Raw genomic sequence first — 19,902 nt, 5'->3', positions numbered from 1 at the left:
GGAGCGCCGGTGCCGCGTCGAGCCGTGGAGTCCCCCCTGGATCCACGTGGTGCAGGGATCGAAGCACGAAGATCGCCTCCCGGCGCCCGGCGGCTTCGAAGATTGAGCGAACTCAGAGCTTCGCCACCCGCCCGCCGGCTCAGGCACGAGGTGGCCCGCATGTTGAGGCCCGTCGGTTGGGGGAGGGCTCGCGCCCGTGGGTCTGGCCCCCCACCGGAGCAACGACGACGCGATGACGCCGTCGGCGGGAACCGTGTTGATTCGTGCACCGGGCAAGTGGATGCTTCATACCGATCGATCAACCGAGCCCGGAGGCACGTACATGAGACCGTCCCGCGCCGCGATGCTGGTCGCCGCGACCGTTCTGACGCCCACTCTGCTCTTCACCACGCCGGCCCTCGCCGCCGACACTTCCCCGTCGGTCACGCCCGTCGCCGCCACCACGCCCGTCATACCCCATCCCGCTACGGCCTGCCCGGACATCTCGTCCGACACAGGGACCCCGGTCGACGAGCTGACGGACGACCAAGTCAGGACCGCGATTCAGGACATCCTCACGGACGACAACGCGGGGAGGGGAGTGCTGCGCGAGGCCAACGAGGCGCTGAGCGGTACCGCCGACGACATGCGTGCCTTCCTGAAGACGGGATGTCGCCTCGCCCAGGCCGAGGACGACGCCGTCGAGGTCGCACATATCCTCGTCGTGGCCTCCCAGAACGGTGACAAGAGGGTGATCAAGGACGCCAACACGGCCCTCGACGCCAACACCCCGGAAGTACTGCGCGCCTTCCTGGAGACGGGGTACGCCCGGGCCCAGGCCGAGGACGACTCGGTGGCCGTGGCCCGCAACCTCTACGTGGCCACGCAGAACGGTGACAAGAGGGTGATGGCCGAGGCCAACGCCGCCCTCGACGCCAACACCGCCGAAGCCCTGAGCGACTTCCGGTGGACCGGGTACCGGCTCGCGCAGGCGGAGGACGACTCCGTGTACATCGTTCACATGCTCACGGACCCGAACATCAGCGACGCCATGTTCGACGCGATCCAGGCGGTCCTCGACGACGGCAGCCCGGAAGCCCTCCGGCACTTCCGGACGGTCGGCCAGTACGAGATCGACGGCTGAGCACCCGCCACGAACCTGACTGGGGCCCGCCCCGACCGGGCACGGTCGGGGCGGGCCCGCGGCACGCTCCGACCGGGCACGGCTCGGGCGGTCAGTGCCTCCAGTAGCCGCAGAACATGATGTGGTCCTTCGGTACGCCCTGCGCCACCCAGTGGCGGCGCAGGCCGGTGGCGAGGCCGGACTCGCCGACCACCCAGCCGTAGAACGGACCGTCAGGGAGAGGGAGTTCGCGGGCGCGGGCCAGTGCCGCCGCTCCCGGCACCGGTGGACCGGTGACGCCGCGATCGACCCAGACGACCTCGACACCGCTCGGCGCGATCAGTTTCTGCCGGTCCTCGGGCGTCGGCACCTCGACGACGGCCGTGCCGGTGGTGTCCGCGGGCAGCGAGGCCAGTACCCCGGCGAGAGCGGGCAGCCCCGACTCGTCGGCGGCGAGCACGACCTGGCGTACTCCGTCCGGCGCGTGGAAACCGATGCCTTCGTCGACGAGGACGACTTCGTCCCCGGCGGAGCAGTTCTCGGCCCAGGTCGCGGCGGGGCCGGGAGCCGCGCCGTCCTCGTGGCCGTGCAGCACGAAGTCGACGTCCAACTCCGGGCCTTTCGGCCCGCGCGGGCGGTGGGCGCGCACCGTGTAGTTGCGCAGGACGGGCCGGGATCCCTTGGGGGCGGTGACGAGCTTGAGGTAGCTGACGGTGGTCAGCCGCTCGGGCACCCGGTCGAGCGAGGCCGCTGTGCCCTCGGGAGCCGGGAGGAAGAGGCGGAACCACTGGTCGTAACCCATCGGCCGGAAGAGGTCGATGTCGCCGCCGCCGAGGGTGACACGCAGGAAATGGGGCGAGAGCCGCTCGCGCCGCACGACGTGGAGCCGCAACGGGCCCTGTGTCTCGGGCTTGGTCCGGGTCGACGCGAGGTTTCCGCGGGGCATGGCCGGTTCCTCCTCAATGCCGTGCGGTGGCGGGGTCGAGCAGTTCCTGGATGCGGAGCCCCACGTCGTACGGACCCTGAGCCTCCGTCAAGAACCCGAGGCGTACGTCCTCGATGGCGCCGCCGGTCCGCTCCAGGCGGAGCACGAGCCCCTTGCGGTCGAGGCCGACGGGCCGGATCCGGTCGATGCCGGACAGGTCGCCGTGCCGTACCAGGTCGGTGAGTTGGACGAGGATGTCGGCGTGGCCGGTGTCGAGGTGGTCGAGCAGTTCCGCCTCGCACCTGGCCAGCGGGTCCGGGGTCGCCGCGCCGAGTGCCGCGGCGTCGACGGTGCGCACTGTGTCGTCCACGGAGAGCGCGGCCCGCGCGGGCCGGAAGACCAGGGTGTCGGGCCCGGCCGAGGCGAGCCGGCCGCTGAGCGCGAGGCGGGCGCGCACCCGGTCCCGCACGGCGACCGGCGCGATGTCGGTGAACTCCGCGAAGGCTGCGAGGCCGGAGCCGGGAGCGGCGGCGAGTTCGGCGGTGAGGCCGGGATCCACGGGGTCGAGCAGCAGGAGGCGGGACGCCGCGTCGACGGTGTGCAGCGCCACGCACTCGTACCGGAGGCCACCGCTGGTCACGCTCAGCGCCAGGGAATCGGCGGCGGCCAGAATCGTCCGGGCACGTTCGGCGTCGGTGGGCTCCGGAGGCGTCACTGGGTAGACCATCTCCACTCCTCGAATTAGGTAAGGCTCACCTTACTTAAGCGTGAGCGGCGAGGACACCCCGGGGCGTCGCTCGTCAGGGTGGGACCATTTGGCCGGGGGCGCAGCCTGCGTGTTCGTCGTTGCCTCGGCGGGCATCGATGGGCGAGGCTGCCCCGGAGTTCAGTCCCTGTTCTGTGTTGATGGAGCGGACGACCGGAGCCTGCTCGGTACTTCAATGCGCTCCAAGTGCACTCCAAGCGAAAGGGAGCCCTCGCCATGCTCATCACTGCCGCCCGCGTCCTGGCCGGAGCCGACCGGCACGTCATCGCTGATGGTGCGGTCCTCGTGCGCGACGACAGAATCGCCTGTGTCGGCCCGCGGGAAGAGGTCCAGCGACAGGCCAGGCCCGGCGAGCCCCGACTTTCCCACCCCTCCGGGACCGTACTGCCGGGCCTGATCGACAGCCACGTCCACCTGTGTTTCGATGCGGGCCCCGATCCGGTCCCCACACTCCAAGCCCAGGACGACGACGCGCTCTTCACCGACATGAAGGCCCATGCCGAGCAACTCCTCGGCGCCGGGATCACCACGGCACGTGACCTCGGCGACCGGAACGGTCTGGCGCTGCGCCTGGCCGGGGCCGTGGCCGCGGGCCGGGCTCCTGGCCCGCGCATCGTTTCGGCGGCGACGCCGGTCACGCCGCTCGGAGGGCACTGCTGGTTCCTCGGGGGAGAGGTCTCGGGAGCCGAGGAGGTGCGCGCCCTCGTGCGGCGCAACGTCACGGCCGGCGCCCAGGTCATCAAGGTCATGGAGACGGGAGGCGGACTCACCAAGGGCGGCGCCGACAGCTGGGAATCCCAGTTCTCCCTCGAGGATCTGGCGGTACTGGTCGACGAGGCGCACGGTGCTGGGCTTCCGGTGGCTGCGCACGCGCACGGCGTGGACGGAATCGCGGCCGCGGTCGAGGTGGGCGTCGACACGATCGAGCACTGCACGTGGATGACTGCGGACGGCATCGAGGTTCGTCCTGACGTGCTCGCCGAGATCGTCGAGAAGGGCATCTTCGTCTGCCCGACGATCAGCCCGCACTGGCCGATGCTGCCGAAGTTCTTCGGGGCCGAGCGCGCTGAGGCCATGGTCGCTGCCGTCCGGCAGATGGCGCAGGCGGGCGTACGGCTGATCGCCGGTACGGATGCGGGTGTGCAGCGTGCGGGCTTCGGCGGTCTGGCGTCCAGCCTGACCTTCTACGAGCACCTGGGACTGCCGAAGGAGCGCGTCCTGGCGCTGGCGACCACGGAAGCCGCACAGGCCCTGGGCGTCGGAACGGAGACGGGCCAGCTCACCCCCGGCTACAGCGCTGATCTCCTCGTGGTCGAGGGTGATCCACTCGCCGATCTGAATGCGCTGAAATCCGTGATGACCGTTGTCGCGGCGGGCAGGCACTACCGGCCAGGGAGCAACGCGTAGGCAGGATCGGCGGGTTGTCCGGGGCCAGGGATCGTCGGCCCCGGACACGGTGATTCCTCGCCATGGCGAGGAATCACCGCGAGGGCGCGCTCAGGCCAGCGGCAGCCTTTCGGTCATGCGCAGTTGCTCGATCACGCTGGCCAGTTGAGCTTCGGCAGCCGCGTCGGCGGCGTCGGGACGGCCGGCGGTGATCGCGTCGATGATGGACAGAAGCTGAGGCAGTGACTCCTGCGGACGCCCGGACCGGAGTGCGAGGCGGAACTGGAAGCGCACCATCTGCACGTTGAGTCGCTCGAGCTGACGCTTGGCGATGACCTGGCCGCTGAAGTCGATGATGAGGTCGTGCAGCTTGCGGTTGAGCGCGGAGTAGGTGTGGAAGTCCTCCTCGGCCACCGCCGTGCGCAACTGTTCACCGAGCCCCGTCAGTTCGGCGCGCTGCGCCTCGGTCGCGTGCTCGGCCGCTTTGCGCGCGCACAAGCGCTCCAGCACGGAGCGGCACTCGGTGATCTGGATGGCCTCGTCGACGGAGACCACCCTCACGCTGGCGCCGCGGTTGGGAACCAGCTCCACCAAGTCGTCGGAGGCCAGGTCGAAGAGGGCTTCGCGCACGGAGCTGCGGGTCACCCCCAGCTCGTCGGCCAGGTCCTGCACCACGAGCCGCTGCCCCGGCAACAGGTCGCCGGCCCATAGGGCTTGGCGGATGTGCGTGCTGACGTGAAGCCGCGCGGCCGCCCCTTTGATCTGCGTGCTGGTCACCTGCTGCTGGTCCCTCTCTCACGGATCCGTCCGCCGGAATCCTGTGCGCGGATCGTCGACGCGGTGTCGAACCCTATCATCAGCGATATTTTCAGCAAACATTTTGCAAATCTACGGTCTCGGCAGGGAGGTCCGCCAAACCTTCGGCAAGATTGCTGAAAATATTGTCACCAAAATCATTGACCATGGTTGCGGCAGCCGATTAGCGTCCCGCTTCGTGCCCACTCCGAGCCTCGCGGAGTCGACAGCCGAGCGAAGGAGACCCCGTTGATCATCGATTGCCACGGCCACTACACGACCGCGCCACCAGCGCTGGGGGAGTGGCGCGAGCGTCAGATTCGAGCCCTGACCGGCGGTGAGATGCCTCGGGCCGCGGAGCTGCGGATCGGCGACGACGAGATCCGGGAGACCATCGAGGCCAATCAGCTGCGTCAGATGGACGAGCGCGGCATCGACCTGACCGTCTTCTCTCCGCGCGCCTCGTTCATGGCACATCACATCGGCGACTTTCCCGTCTCGGCGGCCTGGGCCCGGATCTGCAACGACCTGTGCGCCCGCGTCGCCGAGTTGTTCCCCGACCGGTTCGCTCCCGCCGCGATGCTGCCGCAGTCACCCGGCGCCGACCCGGCGTCCTGCCTACCCGAGCTGACCCGCGCGGTCGAGGAGCTGGGCGCCGTCGCGGTCAACCTCAATCCCGATCCCTCCGGCGGCCACTGGACCGCGCCGCCGCTGACCGACCGATCCTGGTACCCGCTCTACGAGAAGATCGTCGAACTCGACGTGCCGGTCATGGTCCACGTGAGCACCAGCGAGAATCCCGCGTTCCACACCACCGGTGCGCATTACCTCAATGCGGACACCACCACCGTCATGCAGCTGATCCAGGGAGACCTGTTCGCCGACTTCCCCACCCTGCGGCTGGTCATTCCGCACGGGGGCGGTGCGGTGCCCTACCACTGGGGACGCTTCCGCGGTCTGGCGCAGGCACTCGGCAGACCGGAACCGGCCGAGCATCTGCTGAACAACGTCTTCTTCGACACGTGTGTCTACCACCAGCCGGGCATCGACCTGCTGCTCAAGGTGATACCGCACGCCAACGTGCTCTTCGCCTCCGAAATGATCGGGGCAGTACGTGGCGTCGACCCGGACACCGGTCACCACTTCGACGACACCCGCCGCTACGTCGAGCAGGCCGGTCTCCCGCCCGCGGACCTCGCGGCGATCGAGGAGGGCAACGCCCGCACCGTCTACCCCCGGCTCGACGCGCGCCTGCGCGAGGCCGGCCTCTGACTCGCACGCCCAGCACGGCAGCTCCACAGCAATCGCAAAGGACATGGCACTTTCATGTTGGTGATCGACAATCACACCCACGTCATCTCGGCCGATACCGAGCGCTTCCCGCCCGCCCCGATCGGCGGGCGCCGGTCGGAATGGTCGCAGGCCCGCCCCGTGGACATCGACGGGCTCGTACGGGCACTGGACGACGCCGGGATCGCCAGGGCGGTGGTGGTGCAGGCCTCGACGGTGTACGGCCACGACAACCGCTACGTCGTCGAGGCGGTGCGGGCCCACCCCGACCGGTTCATCGGCGTGTACTCGATCGATGCCCTGGCGCCGGACGCCGTCGACCGCATCAGGCACTGGCAGGCCGAAGGCCTCTCCGGATTCCGGCTGTTCACGACCGGTACCACGATGCCCGGCCAGGCGGACTGGCTGGGCCATGAGGACTCCTATCCCGCCTGGGCCCACGCCGAGGAGCAGGGCATACCGGTCTGCCTGCAGATGACGATCCAGGGGCTGCCCGCGCTCCGGGGGCTGCTGGAGCGGTTCCCCGGAGTGCGGGTACTGCTGGACCATTGCGCCCGCCCCGACCTGTCCGACGGCCCGCCCTATCGGCACGCCGAGGACCTGTTCGCCATGGCCGCCCACCCCGGTGTGCACCTCAAGCTCACGCACCGGGCGCTGGCCGCGGCGGCGCAGGGCGCGTCCGACCCCGCCGAGTTCCTGGCGGACCTGGTCGCAGCGTACGGGGCGAAGCGCATCGCGTGGGGTTCCAACTTCCCCGCGGCCGCGGGCACACCGGCCGATCTCCTGGCACAGGCACGAGAGGCGGCTTCGGGTCTGCCGGAGGCCGACCAGGAACTGATCTTCGGCGGGGCGACCGCCGCGTTCTACACCCCCGTCAAGCCGCTGGGAGGACGTCGTGGCTGAACTCCCCGTGCTCCGCACCGTCCTGGGCGACCACCCTCACACGGCCCCGCTGAAGAACCGCGACGTCGACAGTACGCGGGTGCGACTTGACTTCCTCCCTGTCTCGCCCATCCACCGGGCGTTCGCGCCGATGGTGCGCGAAGAGGCCTACGACCTCTGCGAGTTGGCCATCGTGACCGCCTTGCAGGCCATCGCGTACGGCCGTCCCGTGGTACTGCTGCCCGCCGTGGTGGCCGCCCGCTTCCAGCGCGGTTGCCTCATCGCCCACGCCGCACGCCCCGTGCGGCCCGAGGACCTCAAGGGAAAGCGCATCGGCGTGCGGTCCTTCACGCAGACCACCGGAATGTGGGTGCGGGCCCATCTCGCCGAGGACTACGGCCTCGCGGCCCAGGACGTGCACTGGATCACCCGCGAGGGTGCGCACGTCGCCGAATACACCGACCCGGCGTTCGTCACACACGATCCGCACAGCGCGGCGCTCCCCGACATGCTGCGCGAGGGGCTTGTCGACGCCGCCGTCCTCGGCAACGACCTGCCCGAGGGCGAGGAGTTCGTACCCGTCTTCCCCGACGCCGCCGCCCGCGACGAACAGTGGTGGCGGCGGCACGGCTTCATGCCGATCAACCACATGGTGGCAGTGGCCGCTTCGACGTGTCGCGAGAACGCCTCCGCCGTCCGCGAGGGATACGCGCTGCTGCGGCGCGCGGACGCCTCCGTGAAGCACCCCGACGGCAGGCCGCACCCCACGATCTTCGGGTTCGAACGACTGCGGGAGCCCGTCGAAGCGGTGATCGACGCCTGCCTCGCCCAGGAACTGCTGCCTCGGCGGCTCAGCCCGGAAGAGGTCTTCGGCCCGGCAAGGGAGGTGCTCGGAAACGACGCGGACTGATCCGCACGGCCCTCGACTCCCCTGTCGGCACCGGACATTCAACGGAGAAACCGGACGATGAGCGACACCACTTCCACGGACGCCCCCGCAGAGACGGGCACGTCGGCCCAGGACGGAAAACAACGTCCGCCGTTCTACCGGGACCTGGCCTTCCAGGTGCTCGCCGGAGTCGCCGTCGGTGTGCTCGTCGGCGCGCTGCTGCCCTCGGTCGGACAGCATGTGCAGTTCCTCGGTGACATCTTCATCCACCTGATCCAGATGGTCGTCGGCCTGATCATCTTCTGCACGGTCACGCACGGCATAGCCAGCGTGCGTGACCTGGGCAAGGTCGGCCGCATCGCGATCCGGTCCCTGGTGTACTTCGAGGTCATCACCACGATCGCGCTCGTGATCGGTCTCGTCGTGGTCAACGTGCTCAAGCCGGGATCGGGCATGCACATCGATCCGTCGTCCCTGCACGCCAGTTCCTCCGCGACCGCACCGGCGAAGTCGGAGGGCTTCGACGACTTCCTCGTCGGCCTGGTACCGACCTCCGCGGTACAGGCCTTCGCCGAGAGCAGCATCCTGCAGATCCTGGTCTTCTCCGTGCTCTTCGCCTGCGGCCTGGCTTCCGTGGGGGAGAAGGCGAAACCGGTGCTCGACATCGTGTCGACGGTGCAGCAGGCGCTCTTCTGGATCATCCGCAAGGTGATGCGCATCGCCCCGCTGGCCGCGTTCGGCGCCATCGGCTACACGGTGTCCGAGTACGGACTGGGAACCCTGCTCTCACTCGGCCGGCTGGTGGCGGTGTTCTATCTGATCGTGGTGCTGTTCTTCGTGCTGGTCCTGTGGCCGGTGTCGCGGTACGCGGGAGTGAGCCTGCTGAAGCTTCTGCGCTATTTCCGGGCGGAACTGGTCCTGGTGCTCGGCACCAGTTCGTCGGAGAGCGTGTTCCCTCAGCTCACGGCCAAGTTGAAGAACCTCGGTGTGGACGAACCCGTGGTGGGACTCGTCCTGCCCACGGCCTACAGCTTCAACCACGACGGCACCTGCCTCTACTTCGCCGCGGTGAGCGTCTTCCTCGGCCAGGCCACCGGAACGGACCTGAGCTGGACGGCTCAGCTCGGCCTCCTGCTGGTACTGCTGCTCACCTCCAAGGGCGGCGCCGGAGTGTCCGGGTCGGCCATCGCCGTACTGGCGCTGACGCTCAGTGCGACCCATACGATCCCCGTCAGCAGCATCGCCCTGGTCCTCGGGGTGCACAGCATCCTCTCGGCGGCCTTCGTCTTCACCAACATCGCGGGAAACTGCGTGGCCACCCTCGTCGTCGGCAAGTGGGAGAAGGCGATCGACCGAGACCGACTGCGCACGGAACTCGACGCCGGATACCGGGCTGCCGCCTAGCAGCACATGCTGCGCACGCCGAGCTCGTCGAGGTCCAGACAGTGGCGGCTCCCCACACCCGAGCCCCGACTCCACTCGGTGAATCGGTGCTGGGCCGTTCGGCCCGGACGGCCCGAGCTGACCCAGCACCGGCGGCAATTGGCGCCAAGTACAGCCCGTGGTGGCCACCCCCACGCATGAGAGGCGCCGCTGATCCTCGTAGACTCATGACGTGGCATTCATGAGCATCCCGCACTGCTGCTTCCTGTGACCGGAAGACGATGAGGGCGGCGCCGGACGGCGCCGCCCTCCTTGGCGTGCCTCCGCGCGAACTGCGTTCCCCGCACTGTCTCCCGTCCTCCCTGAGGCAGTGACGCGTCGAGCGCGCGTGCAGGCACGGTCTCATTCCTTCACCCTGGCCAGGAGTGCCTCGTGCCCATGTCGCTTCCCTCTGCCCTCGAACTCTCCCTCGATCTGCTGCGCTGCCCAACGTGCCGCGCACGTCACCTGCACCCCGACCGCGGCGCACTGCGCTGCCCGGTAGGTCACACCTTCGACATCGCCCGCCACGGCTACGCCGGGCTGCTGACCGGCGCCCGCGCCACCAGCGGCGACGACGCGGCCATGGTCCGGGCCCGGGACCGGTTCCTGTCCACGGGCACCTACGCGGACGTTCGGAACGCCGCGGCCCGCCTGGCAGCCGATGCGGTGTCCGATCGGGCCACCGTGGTGGACGTGGGGTGCGGTACGGGCTACTACCTGGCCGGAGTACTCGACCAGCTGCCCGGCGCCCGCGGCCTGGGAATGGACACATCGGGGCGCGCGCTGCGCTCGGCAGCTCGTGCCCACGGCCGAGCCGCCGCGGTGGCCTGGGACGTCTTCCGGCCCTTCCCGCTGGCCGACGGGGTGGCCGACGTCGTGCTGAACGTGTTCGCCCCGCGCAACCCGGCCGAGTTCCATCGCGTACTGCGTCCCACCGGCCGGCTGATCGTGGTCCGTCCCACCGGGCGGCATCTGGCAGAGCTGCGCGGCCGGTTGCCCGCGATGGTCACGATCGACCCGGCCAAGGAACAGCGCCTCCACCGGGTGCTGGACCCCTACTTCAAGGCCGGTGTCACCGAACAGGTGGAGTACCACGCGACCCTGACCGCGGCGGATGCCCTGGACCTGGTGACGATGACGCCCAGCGCTCGCCACGTGAACCGCGCAGACCTGAACGGCGACGGTCCCCTGCCCGATCGGGTCACTGTCTCCGTGCTGGCCACCTCCTACCTGCCCCGGTGACCACGAGTGGGCGCAAGAGCCTGCTGACCGACGGGTGCCGAAACACCATCGCGGGCGAGGACGGGTATGCGCGTGAGGGGCCGTTGTGCAGGGGTTGAGGGCCTTGTCGCACCGCGAGTCGGAGGGGATCATGACCGCGTGCCACACCGAGACAGACTCCATGAACTGCTCCCGTGCGCCGGACTCACGGTCGTCGAGGACATGCGCCCGGGCAGCCTGTTCCCGCCGGAGGCCGGCTGGCGGATCGCGCGGGGGATCGCGGCGCCGGCCGGCGCGGTGCGGGAAGCGCTCGACGCCGCGTGGTGGCGCCGCCTCGCGGATGCCGACGGCGAGTTCCTCGTGGCCGTCCTCGGACATCGGATCGGCGGCAACGACTCCTGGTGGACCCGGGTCCGCCACGCCGGCGACGGCGTGCCGGGGCTGACCGGCGACCCCGGGTTCGTGGCGCTCTCCCTCGACGGGCAGGTGCTGCTGGCGGAGGTGCCCGGCGCGGACGGGCCCCGCGTGACGGCCCTCGACCGACTGCCGGAGCGGCTGGAAGAGGCCGCCGCAGCCGCTGGTCGCGAGACTGAGGTCGAGCGCGCCGAGGTGTGGGCGGCGATGCCCGGCCGGCCGACATGGCCTCTGCACTGGGCGGAACGGGTCGGATCCAATCCGGCCGCGCCGGACGAACTGCTGATCCGGCTGCTGGACGTGGAGACGGGCTTCCTGCACGGCTGCGACCGGCCCGCCGTACTCGACGCCGCCGTGGCACACCCCGATCCGCAAGTGCGCTCACAGCCCGCGGACACCTTCCGGCCCAAGCTCACGTCCGATCAGTGGCTACGCCTGATCCGCGCCGAACCGTCGTCGAGCCGGCGCGTGCGCTGGGCCGAGCGTGCCCGCGCCTGGGGCGTCCAACTCCCCGGAGACCTTTACGACGGCCTCCTCGCCGGCCCGTCCCGCGCCCAGGCCGCCGAACTCCCTGGACTCCCCGCACACCACCTCCCCGGCCTCGCGGCCGACGCCGATCCCCAGGTGCGGGCGACCGTCTGCGCCCGGTGGGAGGACCTCTCCGCCCCTCTGCGGGCGCGACTGCTGGCCGACACCGACGACGCGGTACGTACGACGGCGCTGCTCGCCCACCACAACGGCGTGCCCATGCCTCGCGACGTCTTTGCCGCGCTGCCCGCGCCCCGGCTCGCGCTCGAACAGTGCAGCCTCTCGCCCGAGTTGGAGGCTGAGCTGGTCCGGGACGAGGACGCGGAGGTACGCCGAGCGCTGGCCGCCAACCCGCGCCTCAGCGCACACGGCGTCGCCGTCCTGGCGGAGGACCCGTACGGCGACATCCGCTCGACGGTGGCACTGCGGCCCGACCTCACCGAGGAGCAGCGCTCCGCAGTGCGCTACGACTTCGACCCGACGTCGATGTCGCTCGCTCTGCCTTGGGTCGAGGGCCTGCACGGTGACGCCGACGCGATGCGGCGCCTCGCCGCGTCGTCCCATCCGCTCATCCGCCGAAGCGTGGCCCGTGCCCGGCATCTTCCACCGGACGTCGTGGAGCGTCTGGCGCGGGACGAGGACCGGACGGTCCGCCTGTTCCTCGCCGAATCGTGCGACGACGCGCCGGCCGAGATGCTGCTGGAGGTCTGGCGCTGGTGGGACGGCAGTTTCAGTCACCCTGACCGCCCCCGCAGCCACCCCAACTTCCCCCGTACGGGCCTGCTGCGCCACGCCGCCGACCCCGCTGGCCGGATGCGCCGCCTGGCCCTCGACGATCCGCAGTCCACGCCTGTCGACGTCGCACGTCTCGCCCGCGACCCGGAAGCCGAGGTGCGCCACCGCGCGGCCGAGGACACCCGGCTGTCACCGGCCGACGCGGTCCGGCTGCTGAACGACCCGGCGGCCCACGTCCGCGGGACGGCGATGCGCAGTCCGCGGCTGCCGGCCCGCGTCCTTGCCGGGCTGCTGCACAACCGCGACACGGCGTGCGAGGCGGTCACCAATCCGTCGATCCCGGTATCCGTCCTGTACCGCATCCTGGCCGCGGCCGCGGCAGCCATGGCCGCCCTGCGCTGAACACCGCCGCCCCGCCTCATAGTTGATGGTTGCCGCCTGTGCTGGTTGGGTGGCGGGTATGGCTGATCTTGAATCTGTTGCTTGGCCGCCGGCCCCGATCAGGACCGGGAGGCTGGTGCTGCGGGGTGCGGAAGCGGGTGACCGTGGGACGTTCATCGAGCTGCTCGCCTCACCCGAGGTGCACACCTACCTCGGCGGCCCCCGCTCCCGTGAGGAGCTCGAACGTGATGTCTCCGCGGTCCCTGAGGGCTGGCCCGGGAGTTTCGTCGTGGACCTCGACGGAGCGATGATCGGTCAGGTTCTGCTGAGGAGGTCAACGGCGCATCGTTGCCCGGCGGCGGTGGGGAAGGTGGATCTGGGTTATCTGTTCCTGCCCCGGGCGTGGGGGGCTGGGTACGCCGCCGAGGCGTGCACGGCGGCGCTCGGCTGGCTCGCAGGCGAGCTGCCCGCCGAGCCGGTGGTGCTCACCACGCAGTCCGCCAATGCTGCCTCGATGCGTCTTGCGGCGAGGCTGGGCTTTACCGAGGTGGAACGGTTCGAGGCCTGGGGCGCTGAGCAGTGGCTGGGCATGCGGCCTGCCGCCACGTCGTCGGGCCCTCAGGACGCGCGCCTCGCGGGCATGGGTTTGTGACGCGCTGGTGGCGGCCGTGAAGTGCCGACAGGCACACCTACCGGACGGCGGCCCCCGCAGCCTCCGAACCTGAAACGATGCACCACACGGGACGAAGTCGACTGGACAGTGACTAGGGTTCACCCATGTTGACCAGCGAAGACGAGTCGCATGAGGCCGTCGTGCGGCTCGCCGCCGGAGTCGCCCCGGACCAGGCGCTCGATGCGACGAACCCGGAGTCCTGGATCGGGCTCGACTGCGCAGTGCGCGAACTTGCCTGGCGGCGGCCGGAATTGTTCCACTCGAAGGCTTCACTGTCCGGGCGCCGGCTGAGCTGGGGCGCGGATGCGTCGCTGCCCACCGTCAACTGGCGCGGGAGGCCCGGTGACGCCGAACTCGCCCTCGCCCTGTGCCACCGCGACGGCCGCATCCGCGAGGCCGCGCTGGCCCATACCGAGGAACGGCCCGCACTGCTTCCGCTAGTGGTCATCCGCTGCGCGGACTGGGCGCAGCCGGTACGCGAACGGGCCCGAGCCCTCCTGGCCGACACGCCCCCGCAGCGGCTGGCCGCGCATGCTCCGCTGATCCTGCGGGTCGGCCACCGCTCCCGAGGCGGTTTCGCTCAGGATCTACTGACCGGGGCGCTGCGTGCGGGGCCGCCCGAGCAGGCGACGGCGCTGCTCGACAGCGGTGACCGGGCCACGGCCCGCCTCGCTCACCGCGTCGCCATCGAACGGAGACTGCTCCCTGCGGTACGACTTGCCCGGACCGCCGCCGGACACCGTGACGTAGTGGTCCAGGACCTGTGCGCCGACGCGGCCGTGGCAGCCCTCGACGAGGGCGCCGAGATCGTGGCACCGCTGCTCGCCTCCCGCCAGCCCCGGGTCCGCTCCGCAGGGGTGACCGCACTGCGCCGTGCGGCGCGGCACGCCGACGCCGAGCCCTACCTCACCGACCGGTCCCCCGTGGTGCGGGCGTGCGCCCGGTGGGTGCTGCGGCAGGTCGGCACCGACCCGGCACCGCTTTACCGCTCGCTCTGCGTCGACCCCGCAAGCCACCCCGCCGCCGCGGCGGGTCTCGGCGAGTGCGGTGGACGCGAGGACGCGGACCGGATCCGGACGCTCCTCGCGCACCCGGTTGCTCGGGTGCGCGCCTATGCGGTTGCCGGGCTGCAGGCCCTTCAGGAGGTGCGCGTCGACGACGTACGACCACTCCTGGACGACCCGTCGGCGGCGGTGGTCCGGCAGACGACCGCGGCCCTGTTGCCGTGGGCCGACCGGATACCGCAGGAGGTGCTGCACGAGCTCCTGGCCGAGGACCGGCCGCGCCACCAGCGGGTCGCGGCAATCCGGCTGCTGCGGGCCACCGGAGCCCAGGCTCACCACAGTTAGGGTCGTGGATGGGTGACCTGGGGGTCCTGGACCCGGCGGACCGCTGGTGGCGCAGACGACTCTGGTCGGTGGGAGGCGGCCCGGTGCCACGTCTGGACGGCTTGCTTGGTGGCGGGTTGGGGTGTGGTTTCGGCGATCTGGCCGTGGACGTTGGGCGAGTCGGTGAAGGGGATGGTGGCGAACACGTACGCGTGGCCGCTGACGAGGTCGGTGCGGCCGATCTCCACGGCGATGTCGAGGGTGCCGTGCACGGTGCCTTTGTAGGTGGCCGCGACCCGTACCCGGTGGATATTCCAGTCGAGTCCGTTGATGCGGCGGTGGTCTTCGGCGTCGAGGACTGTGGCGGTGAAGACGTCGTCGGCGGTCTGTGAGACCTCTGCGGGGTCGTCGGGATTGTAGGTGGTGAGGGCCTCTGTCCGGGACGGGGGAGTGGCCCACTGCTGGTGGACCAGACTGCTTGCGCCGGTCAGGGCCGCGGCCAGGGCGAGAGCACCGGCCAGGGCGGCGGCGATTCGAGTGCGGGTCACGAGGTCATCCCTTTGCCGCGGGAGTCTTCCGGCCCGTCCAGCCCCTTTGGCCGGAGCGGACGCCAGGGGGCGGCGTAGCCCCGTCCGGATTCGATCGGCATGACAGCGGACATCGGAGCCGAGACCTCCATCCGTTTCGCGCTGCTTTGCTATGCCGGCTGCGAGCCTGCGGTCACCAGGGTCGCGGTGATGGGTTCCAGTTCGGTGATCAGTTCGTCGAGCTCGGCGGCGGACAGGGCCTCGTAGGGCGGGGTGGCGAGTTCGTCGGTGAGGGTTTCGATGCGTTGTTTGGTTGCACGGCCGGCCTCGGTGAAGTGGCCCTCGGCGTCGATGAGCCCACGTTCGCGCATGCCGTCCATGACCGCGGCCAGGCGCTCTTTCGGCAGGTGATGGATGCGTCCGAACGACTCCGGGGGGTGGATGCCCTGGTCCAGAGCGGAGAGCACGTGGGCCTCCGTGCCGCCGATGCGCGCGCCGACGAGAGTGGCGATGTGCCCGTCGCCGCGGTGCTCGCGCAGCATGGTCGCCGAATGCCACAGACGGGCGACGGGGTCGCTGGGTACCTCAAGGGTGCGCATGCCGGCGTACATCACCCGGCCTTCGGTGGGGGCACTCGTCGCGGCCTTGGTCGTCAGGTCCGCGGCGCGCACCAGGCCCGGGGAGCCGGCCAACTCGTCGCCGAGGATGCGCCGCAGGGAGGCCGCGCTGCCCCGCTCCCGCGCGGCGACGGAGGCCTCGGGTGGAATCGTCTCCGAGGCGCTGGGGATGTGCCGTGCGGCTTCCCCGTCGGCGAAGTTGTAGAAGGCGGCGTGCACGACGTGGGCCGGCACCCGCCCCAGTGGCGCGGCGCGGCTGGCGAAGTAGCCGTCCCAGTAGGTGCGATGGCCGAGCGCGGCCAGTTCCTCGTTGCACTCGTCGGCGACGAACGTGACCAGACAGATCGGCTCCAGGAGCTCGAACATGCGACGGGCGATGTGAGTGGTCGGATGCGAGTGCGTCGTGCCCATCGGGTTCTCCCTTTGTGAGGTGTGTCGACTTGGACCGTCCGGCACACCGAAACTCATCGGCGACTCACTGCGGATGAGCCGACGACACACCCGACCAACGATCCGATGAGCTGAACGAAACGCTCCAGCCGCCGACGCGGCGTGCCCGCGTCGGACGCGCTGTGACGGTCGTTCACGAAGGACGCAAGCACTGCGCCCGTTCCAGGGCCTGGCGGGCGGCGAGGAAGCCGGCGATCTTGAACGCGAGGTTGGTGGAGCCGAACCTGTCGGCGCGTGCGCGCCGCAGCACCACACGAGCGGCGATCACGATGTGGTGCTCGGGCAGGCTCAGCTGCTCCTTGATGCCCGCGGCGGCGGCCGCGAAGAAGCGTGACAGTTCCTCGGAGGGTTCGTGGTCCACGGGCGCTTCCAACGCCACCTCGAAGGTGAAGCCCTCGGCTGCGGGCTCGAAGTCCACCTCTATCTGCGCGAACTGAGGCGCGCAGTTCTGCTTCTGGTGCAGCACCTGTACGCCGCGGACTGGATGCGGCGGGAAGCGGAGCGGCACTGAGCTCATGCCGGAACGCTACTCCGGCGTCGCCGGTATCCGCTCCAGAACCCCGCCCGCGAAGACGTCGTACAGCGGCAGCGTCTCCAGATGGACGTAGCCGATGTGGCAGTCGCAGACCGCCAGCGGGCACGCCCGGGGCGCGAGCGCCGCACGCCAGGAATCGTCGTACAGGTTGCCCAGTTCGGCCGGGACGAAGTGGCAGCGGCGCACCGTGCCTTCGCCGTCGACCGAGACGACTGAGGAACCGGTGCGGCAGGGCAGTCCGGCGGAGCGGTGCGGGTGCCTGCTGTACGGGAAGAGGGGGTCGACGGCCGTCCAGGCCGCGGCCTCCTCGTCCGTGTACGTGCGGCCCTCCGCCGCGTTCACCCACAGGTACACCTCGGACGGCAGCGCCCTGCGCAGTTCGCGGGCCTGTGGCAGATGCTCCGGGAAGCCGACCACGCCGACGCTGAACCGCACACCCTGCCGCGCCAGCTCCTGCGTCTTGCCGAGGAATCGCTCGTAGGGCGTCTGACCCGGGTGGAACGTGCACCACAGGGCCAGCGTGTCCAGGTCGGCTTCGGCGAGCCACTCCGTGCGGCAGCTGAGATTGGTCTGGATGGCGACGCGCGCGACGTGCTCGTGGTGCGAGAGCTCGACCATCGCCCTGCGGTACCAGGACCGCACCAGCCCCTCGCCCCACGGCGTGAACAGAACGGACAGCCGGTCCTCGTGCTGGTCGGCAGCCCATCCGGTGAACCGCTCCAGCGCCGCGCGGTCCGCCCGCAACTGCGCGGTGGAGTCGCGGCGCTTGGCGAACGGGCAGTACGGACAGTCGTAGTCGCACGACGACAGCGGGCCCCGATATAGCAGTGTCAGATCCATGGGCCGTTCACCTCGGTTCGTACGCGGCCATCGCGGCGCGCACCTCGGGGGAGAACAGCTCCGGCCCGAGCGCGTCCGAGTGCGCCAGACCTTCGGGCGTCAGCCGCAGCCGCACCCCGTCGTCCCTCGGTTCGAGCCAGCCGCGCGCGGCGAACACGGCGAGCTCGGCCGGAAAGTCGTCGAACGGGCCCGCGCCGAACCGCGTGCGGTAGTCGTCCAGCGGCATGCCCTCGGCCTGCAGCAGCGACTGCAGCAGATGACGGCGGCGCGCCTCCCGCCCGTCTACGCGGCGCCCGTGCCGCGCCCGCGCGAACTCCTCGGACGTGGTGGCCGTGTAGCCGTCGATGATCGCGCGGATCTCCCGCATGTCGACGGCGTACTCGAAGGAATAGTGCAGCGACGAGGTGTACGAGCGGGCGCCGCAACCCAGCCCGATCATGCCGTCGGTCTGGCAGGCGTAGTCGTCCGGGCCCTGCGCGGGCGCGTCCGAGCGCCGGAACATGCGCATCGACACCTGCTCGTAGCCGTGTTCAAGGAGGTGGTCGCGGCCCTGGCGGTACAGGCGCAGTCGCTGCTCGTCCCAGGCCCTGTCGGTGAGCGGGGCGGCGCTGCGGCCCAGGCCGGTCAGCGGGCGGACGTAGAGCGGGTAGAGGTACAGCTCCTCGGGGCGCCAGGCGAGCGCCGCGTCGAGGGAGGTGCGCCAGCTCGCCGGAGTCTGGCCGTCGATGCCGTAGATCAGGTCGATGTTCAGCACCGGGATGTCCGTGTCCCGGATGCGGGTGAGCGCCGCTTCCACGTCCGCGCGGCGCTGCGGGCGGACCGCGGCGCGGGCCTCCGCGTCGACGAAGCTCTGCACGCCGATGCTGAGCCGGGTCGTGCCGCGCTCGGCGAGGACCGCGAGCCGGTCCGCCGTGGCCGTCGCGGGCGAGGTCTCCACGGACAGCGGCACCGCCTTGAGGTCCGCGCCCGTGCGAAGCTCCGCGATGTCGCACAGCCGGGCCAGCTCGTCCGCGTCGAGGAAGGTGGGGGTGCCGCCGCCGAACGCCGCGTTGGCGAACCGCACGTCCGGACCGTCGCCGAGCGCCTCGCGCACCGCCACGGCCTGCCGCTCCAGGGCATCCAGATAGCGGCCCGTCAGCTCGTCGGGGACGCCGATGCGGGTGAACAGATTGCAGAAGCCGCAGCGGACTTCGCAGAACGGTATGTGGAGATAGAGGGAGAGCGCTCCCTTGGGCTCCTCGCGCCACAGGTCGCTCAGCGCCGGACGCTCGGGCAGCGGCCGGTAGGCGGTCTTGTGCGGGTACGCGTAGACATAACTCTGGTACGGACGCGGGGCGTCGGTGGGCACGGTCCCGGCGTGTCCGGGTGCTTCGGCGGTGGTGGTCATGCGGTCGGCTCCAGGAAGAAGTGGGCGTAGGGCACGGTCCAGACCGCCTCGTGGCCGAGGCGGTGGCCGGTGTAGCCGTCGTCCCCGTAGGTCGTGCCGTGGTCGGAGCAGACCATGGCGAAGCAGCGGCGGCGCGCGCTCATCGCCGCGAACAGCCGTCCCACGTGCCGGTCGATGTACTCCAGAGCGGCGGCATGGGTTTCCCGTGTGTCACCGGCCGCGCGCGTGGCGCCCGGCAGATGGAACCAGTTGGGCTGGTGCAGCGCCGCCGCGTTCACGAACAGGAACAGCCGCTGCTCGTGCGGGTGTTCGGCGACGACCCGCTCCGCGCGCGCGACCTGGGCCTCGAACGACGTGGGTGAGGCGACCCCGAACTCCGGCTCCCAGTGGCTCTCCTGGAAGAGGCCCGGCAGGACGTTGCCCAGGGCGCCCTGCCGGTTGAAGAAGCCGACGCCGCCGACGCACACCGTCCGGTACCCGGCCGCCGCCAGGCCCGACACCAGGTCCGGGGTGTCGAAGACATACGTGCGGCCCGCGGTGGTCTCACTGCCCGCGAAGCGCGCCGCGAACAGCCGCGCATGCGGGCCGGGCGTCGCGGGGGTCGGCAGGAAACCGGCGAACATCGCCTGGTGGGAGGCGTACGTGAAGCTGCCCGGTGCGTGCCGCTTCTCCCAGGCGCCGCCCGGCAGATGCCGTGCCAGGTGAGGGATGCGGCCCGCCTCGGCCAGCTCCACCGCCACGTCGTAGCGCAGCGTGTCGAGGGTGAGCAGCAGGAGGTCGTCGTGGCCCACCACTTCATTCATGTC

At 70.7% G+C, this 19,902-nt stretch carries 19 protein-coding genes; 10 read left to right on the top strand and 9 right to left on the bottom strand.

Annotated elements, in window-relative coordinates:
• Window positions 1–322: 322 nt before the first annotated feature.
• On the top strand, window positions 323–1,123 hold the full coding sequence (locus ACFVDP_RS08580; protein ID WP_383485381.1) for an ALF repeat-containing protein: 801 nt from the start codon (window positions 323–325) through the stop codon (window positions 1,121–1,123).
• Window positions 1,124–1,214: 91 nt separating this feature from the next.
• Here the strand turns inward: ACFVDP_RS08580 and ACFVDP_RS08575 are convergent, their stop codons facing one another.
• Entirely contained in the window at window positions 1,215–2,048 is an 834-nt protein-coding gene (locus ACFVDP_RS08575; protein ID WP_383485378.1) for a siderophore-interacting protein, read from the bottom strand.
• A gap of 13 nt (window positions 2,049–2,061) precedes the next feature.
• Window positions 2,062–2,754 carry a DUF2470 domain-containing protein gene (locus ACFVDP_RS08570; RefSeq protein ID WP_383485375.1) on the bottom strand — a complete coding sequence of 231 codons (693 nt, stop codon included), beginning with the start codon at window positions 2,752–2,754 and terminating at the stop codon, window positions 2,062–2,064.
• Between the two features lie 255 nt (window positions 2,755–3,009).
• On the opposite strand from ACFVDP_RS08570, the gene ACFVDP_RS08565 reads away from it, so the two are divergent.
• A complete protein-coding gene (locus tag ACFVDP_RS08565; RefSeq protein ID WP_383485372.1) occupies window positions 3,010–4,200 on the top strand; it encodes an amidohydrolase family protein in 1,191 nt (396 codons plus the stop codon).
• Window positions 4,201–4,290: 90 nt separating this feature from the next.
• On the opposite strand, the gene ACFVDP_RS08560 is transcribed toward ACFVDP_RS08565, so the two are convergent.
• Window positions 4,291–4,956 carry a GntR family transcriptional regulator gene (locus tag ACFVDP_RS08560; protein ID WP_383485369.1) on the bottom strand — a complete coding sequence of 222 codons (666 nt, stop codon included), beginning with the start codon at window positions 4,954–4,956 and terminating at the stop codon, window positions 4,291–4,293.
• Window positions 4,957–5,223: 267 nt separating this feature from the next.
• Here ACFVDP_RS08560 and ACFVDP_RS08555 point away from each other — a divergent pair, with 267 nt between their 5' ends.
• The 8 genes from ACFVDP_RS08555 (at window position 5,224) to ACFVDP_RS08520 (ending at window position 14,761) form a co-directional block, all read left to right on the top strand.
• Window positions 5,224–6,246 (top strand): amidohydrolase family protein, encoded by a 1,023-nt coding sequence (locus tag ACFVDP_RS08555; protein ID WP_383485366.1) that lies wholly within the window; start codon window positions 5,224–5,226, stop codon window positions 6,244–6,246.
• A gap of 54 nt (window positions 6,247–6,300) precedes the next feature.
• Window positions 6,301–7,167: an amidohydrolase family protein gene (locus ACFVDP_RS08550; RefSeq protein WP_383485363.1), complete on the top strand. Its 867-nt coding sequence runs from the start codon at window positions 6,301–6,303 to the stop codon at window positions 7,165–7,167.
• On the top strand, window positions 7,160–8,056 hold the full coding sequence (locus ACFVDP_RS08545; protein ID WP_383485360.1) for a hypothetical protein: 897 nt from the start codon (window positions 7,160–7,162) through the stop codon (window positions 8,054–8,056). Before ACFVDP_RS08550 ends, ACFVDP_RS08545 begins: the two co-directional genes overlap by 8 nt.
• 57 nt (window positions 8,057–8,113) lie before the next feature.
• On the top strand, window positions 8,114–9,439 hold the full coding sequence (locus ACFVDP_RS08540) for a cation:dicarboxylate symporter family transporter (RefSeq protein WP_383485357.1): 1,326 nt from the start codon (window positions 8,114–8,116) through the stop codon (window positions 9,437–9,439).
• A gap of 411 nt (window positions 9,440–9,850) precedes the next feature.
• The gene (locus ACFVDP_RS08535) at window positions 9,851–10,702 is read left to right on the top strand and encodes a methyltransferase domain-containing protein (RefSeq protein ID WP_383485354.1); all 852 of its coding nucleotides are present in this window, start codon (window positions 9,851–9,853) and stop codon (window positions 10,700–10,702) included.
• A gap of 138 nt (window positions 10,703–10,840) precedes the next feature.
• Complete coding sequence (locus ACFVDP_RS08530; protein WP_383485352.1) at window positions 10,841–12,760, top strand: hypothetical protein; 1,920 nt, start codon at window positions 10,841–10,843, stop codon at window positions 12,758–12,760.
• A gap of 58 nt (window positions 12,761–12,818) precedes the next feature.
• Window positions 12,819–13,391: a GNAT family N-acetyltransferase gene (locus ACFVDP_RS08525; RefSeq protein WP_383485349.1), complete on the top strand. Its 573-nt coding sequence runs from the start codon at window positions 12,819–12,821 to the stop codon at window positions 13,389–13,391.
• Window positions 13,392–13,516: 125 nt separating this feature from the next.
• On the top strand, window positions 13,517–14,761 hold the full coding sequence (locus ACFVDP_RS08520; protein ID WP_383485346.1) for a hypothetical protein: 1,245 nt from the start codon (window positions 13,517–13,519) through the stop codon (window positions 14,759–14,761).
• On the opposite strand, the gene ACFVDP_RS08515 is transcribed toward ACFVDP_RS08520, so the two are convergent.
• From ACFVDP_RS08515 to ACFVDP_RS08490, 6 genes are all read right to left on the bottom strand, one after another.
• A complete protein-coding gene (locus ACFVDP_RS08515; RefSeq protein ID WP_383485343.1) occupies window positions 14,758–15,288 on the bottom strand; it encodes a hypothetical protein in 531 nt (176 codons plus the stop codon). The two genes, ACFVDP_RS08520 and ACFVDP_RS08515, sit on opposite strands and share 4 nt — an antisense overlap.
• Window positions 15,289–15,437: 149 nt before the next feature.
• Complete coding sequence (locus tag ACFVDP_RS08510; RefSeq protein WP_383485340.1) at window positions 15,438–16,295, bottom strand: MarR family transcriptional regulator; 858 nt, start codon at window positions 16,293–16,295, stop codon at window positions 15,438–15,440.
• 172 nt (window positions 16,296–16,467) lie between these two features.
• The gene (locus ACFVDP_RS08505; RefSeq protein WP_383485338.1) at window positions 16,468–16,851 is read right to left on the bottom strand and encodes a hypothetical protein; all 384 of its coding nucleotides are present in this window, start codon (window positions 16,849–16,851) and stop codon (window positions 16,468–16,470) included.
• Window positions 16,852–16,860: 9 nt separating this feature from the next.
• The gene (locus ACFVDP_RS08500) at window positions 16,861–17,709 is read right to left on the bottom strand and encodes an STM4011 family radical SAM protein (protein ID WP_383485335.1); all 849 of its coding nucleotides are present in this window, start codon (window positions 17,707–17,709) and stop codon (window positions 16,861–16,863) included.
• 7 nt (window positions 17,710–17,716) lie between these two features.
• Window positions 17,717–19,096, bottom strand: coding sequence for an STM4012 family radical SAM protein (locus tag ACFVDP_RS08495; RefSeq protein WP_383485332.1), 1,380 nt, complete (start codon window positions 19,094–19,096; stop codon window positions 17,717–17,719).
• Entirely contained in the window at window positions 19,093–19,899 is an 807-nt protein-coding gene (locus ACFVDP_RS08490; protein WP_383485330.1) for an STM4013/SEN3800 family hydrolase, read from the bottom strand. The genes ACFVDP_RS08495 and ACFVDP_RS08490 overlap by 4 nt, the downstream gene beginning before the upstream one ends.
• Between the last annotated feature and the right edge of the window lie 3 nt (window positions 19,900–19,902).

Origin of the sequence: Streptomyces sp. NPDC057694, assembly GCF_042799415.1 — a bacterium.
GTDB lineage: Bacteria > Actinomycetota > Actinomycetes > Streptomycetales > Streptomycetaceae > Streptomyces.
Note: the sequence above shows the minus strand (reverse complement) of the source record. Positions and strands in the feature narration are given on the sequence as shown.

What these genes read in the sequence shown, in the direction of transcription:
- ACFVDP_RS08570 (WP_383485375.1), bottom strand. Translation starts at nt 2,754, where the DNA reads ATGGTCTACCCAGTGACGCCTCCGGAGCCCACCGACGCCGAACGTGCC.
- ACFVDP_RS08520 (WP_383485346.1), top strand. Translation starts at nt 13,517, where the DNA reads ATGTTGACCAGCGAAGACGAGTCGCATGAGGCCGTCGTGCGGCTCGCC.
- ACFVDP_RS08540 (WP_383485357.1), top strand. Translation starts at nt 8,114, where the DNA reads ATGAGCGACACCACTTCCACGGACGCCCCCGCAGAGACGGGCACGTCG.
- ACFVDP_RS08495 (WP_383485332.1), bottom strand. Translation starts at nt 19,096, where the DNA reads ATGACCACCACCGCCGAAGCACCCGGACACGCCGGGACCGTGCCCACC.
- ACFVDP_RS08500 (WP_383485335.1), bottom strand. Translation starts at nt 17,709, where the DNA reads ATGGATCTGACACTGCTATATCGGGGCCCGCTGTCGTCGTGCGACTAC.
- ACFVDP_RS08505 (WP_383485338.1), bottom strand. Translation starts at nt 16,851, where the DNA reads ATGAGCTCAGTGCCGCTCCGCTTCCCGCCGCATCCAGTCCGCGGCGTA.
- ACFVDP_RS08510 (WP_383485340.1), bottom strand. Translation starts at nt 16,295, where the DNA reads ATGGGCACGACGCACTCGCATCCGACCACTCACATCGCCCGTCGCATG.
- ACFVDP_RS08575 (WP_383485378.1), bottom strand. Translation starts at nt 2,048, where the DNA reads ATGCCCCGCGGAAACCTCGCGTCGACCCGGACCAAGCCCGAGACACAG.
- ACFVDP_RS08490 (WP_383485330.1), bottom strand. Translation starts at nt 19,899, where the DNA reads ATGAATGAAGTGGTGGGCCACGACGACCTCCTGCTGCTCACCCTCGAC.
- ACFVDP_RS08525 (WP_383485349.1), top strand. Translation starts at nt 12,819, where the DNA reads ATGGCTGATCTTGAATCTGTTGCTTGGCCGCCGGCCCCGATCAGGACC.
- ACFVDP_RS08565 (WP_383485372.1), top strand. Translation starts at nt 3,010, where the DNA reads ATGCTCATCACTGCCGCCCGCGTCCTGGCCGGAGCCGACCGGCACGTC.
- ACFVDP_RS08580 (WP_383485381.1), top strand. Translation starts at nt 323, where the DNA reads ATGAGACCGTCCCGCGCCGCGATGCTGGTCGCCGCGACCGTTCTGACG.
- ACFVDP_RS08550 (WP_383485363.1), top strand. Translation starts at nt 6,301, where the DNA reads ATGTTGGTGATCGACAATCACACCCACGTCATCTCGGCCGATACCGAG.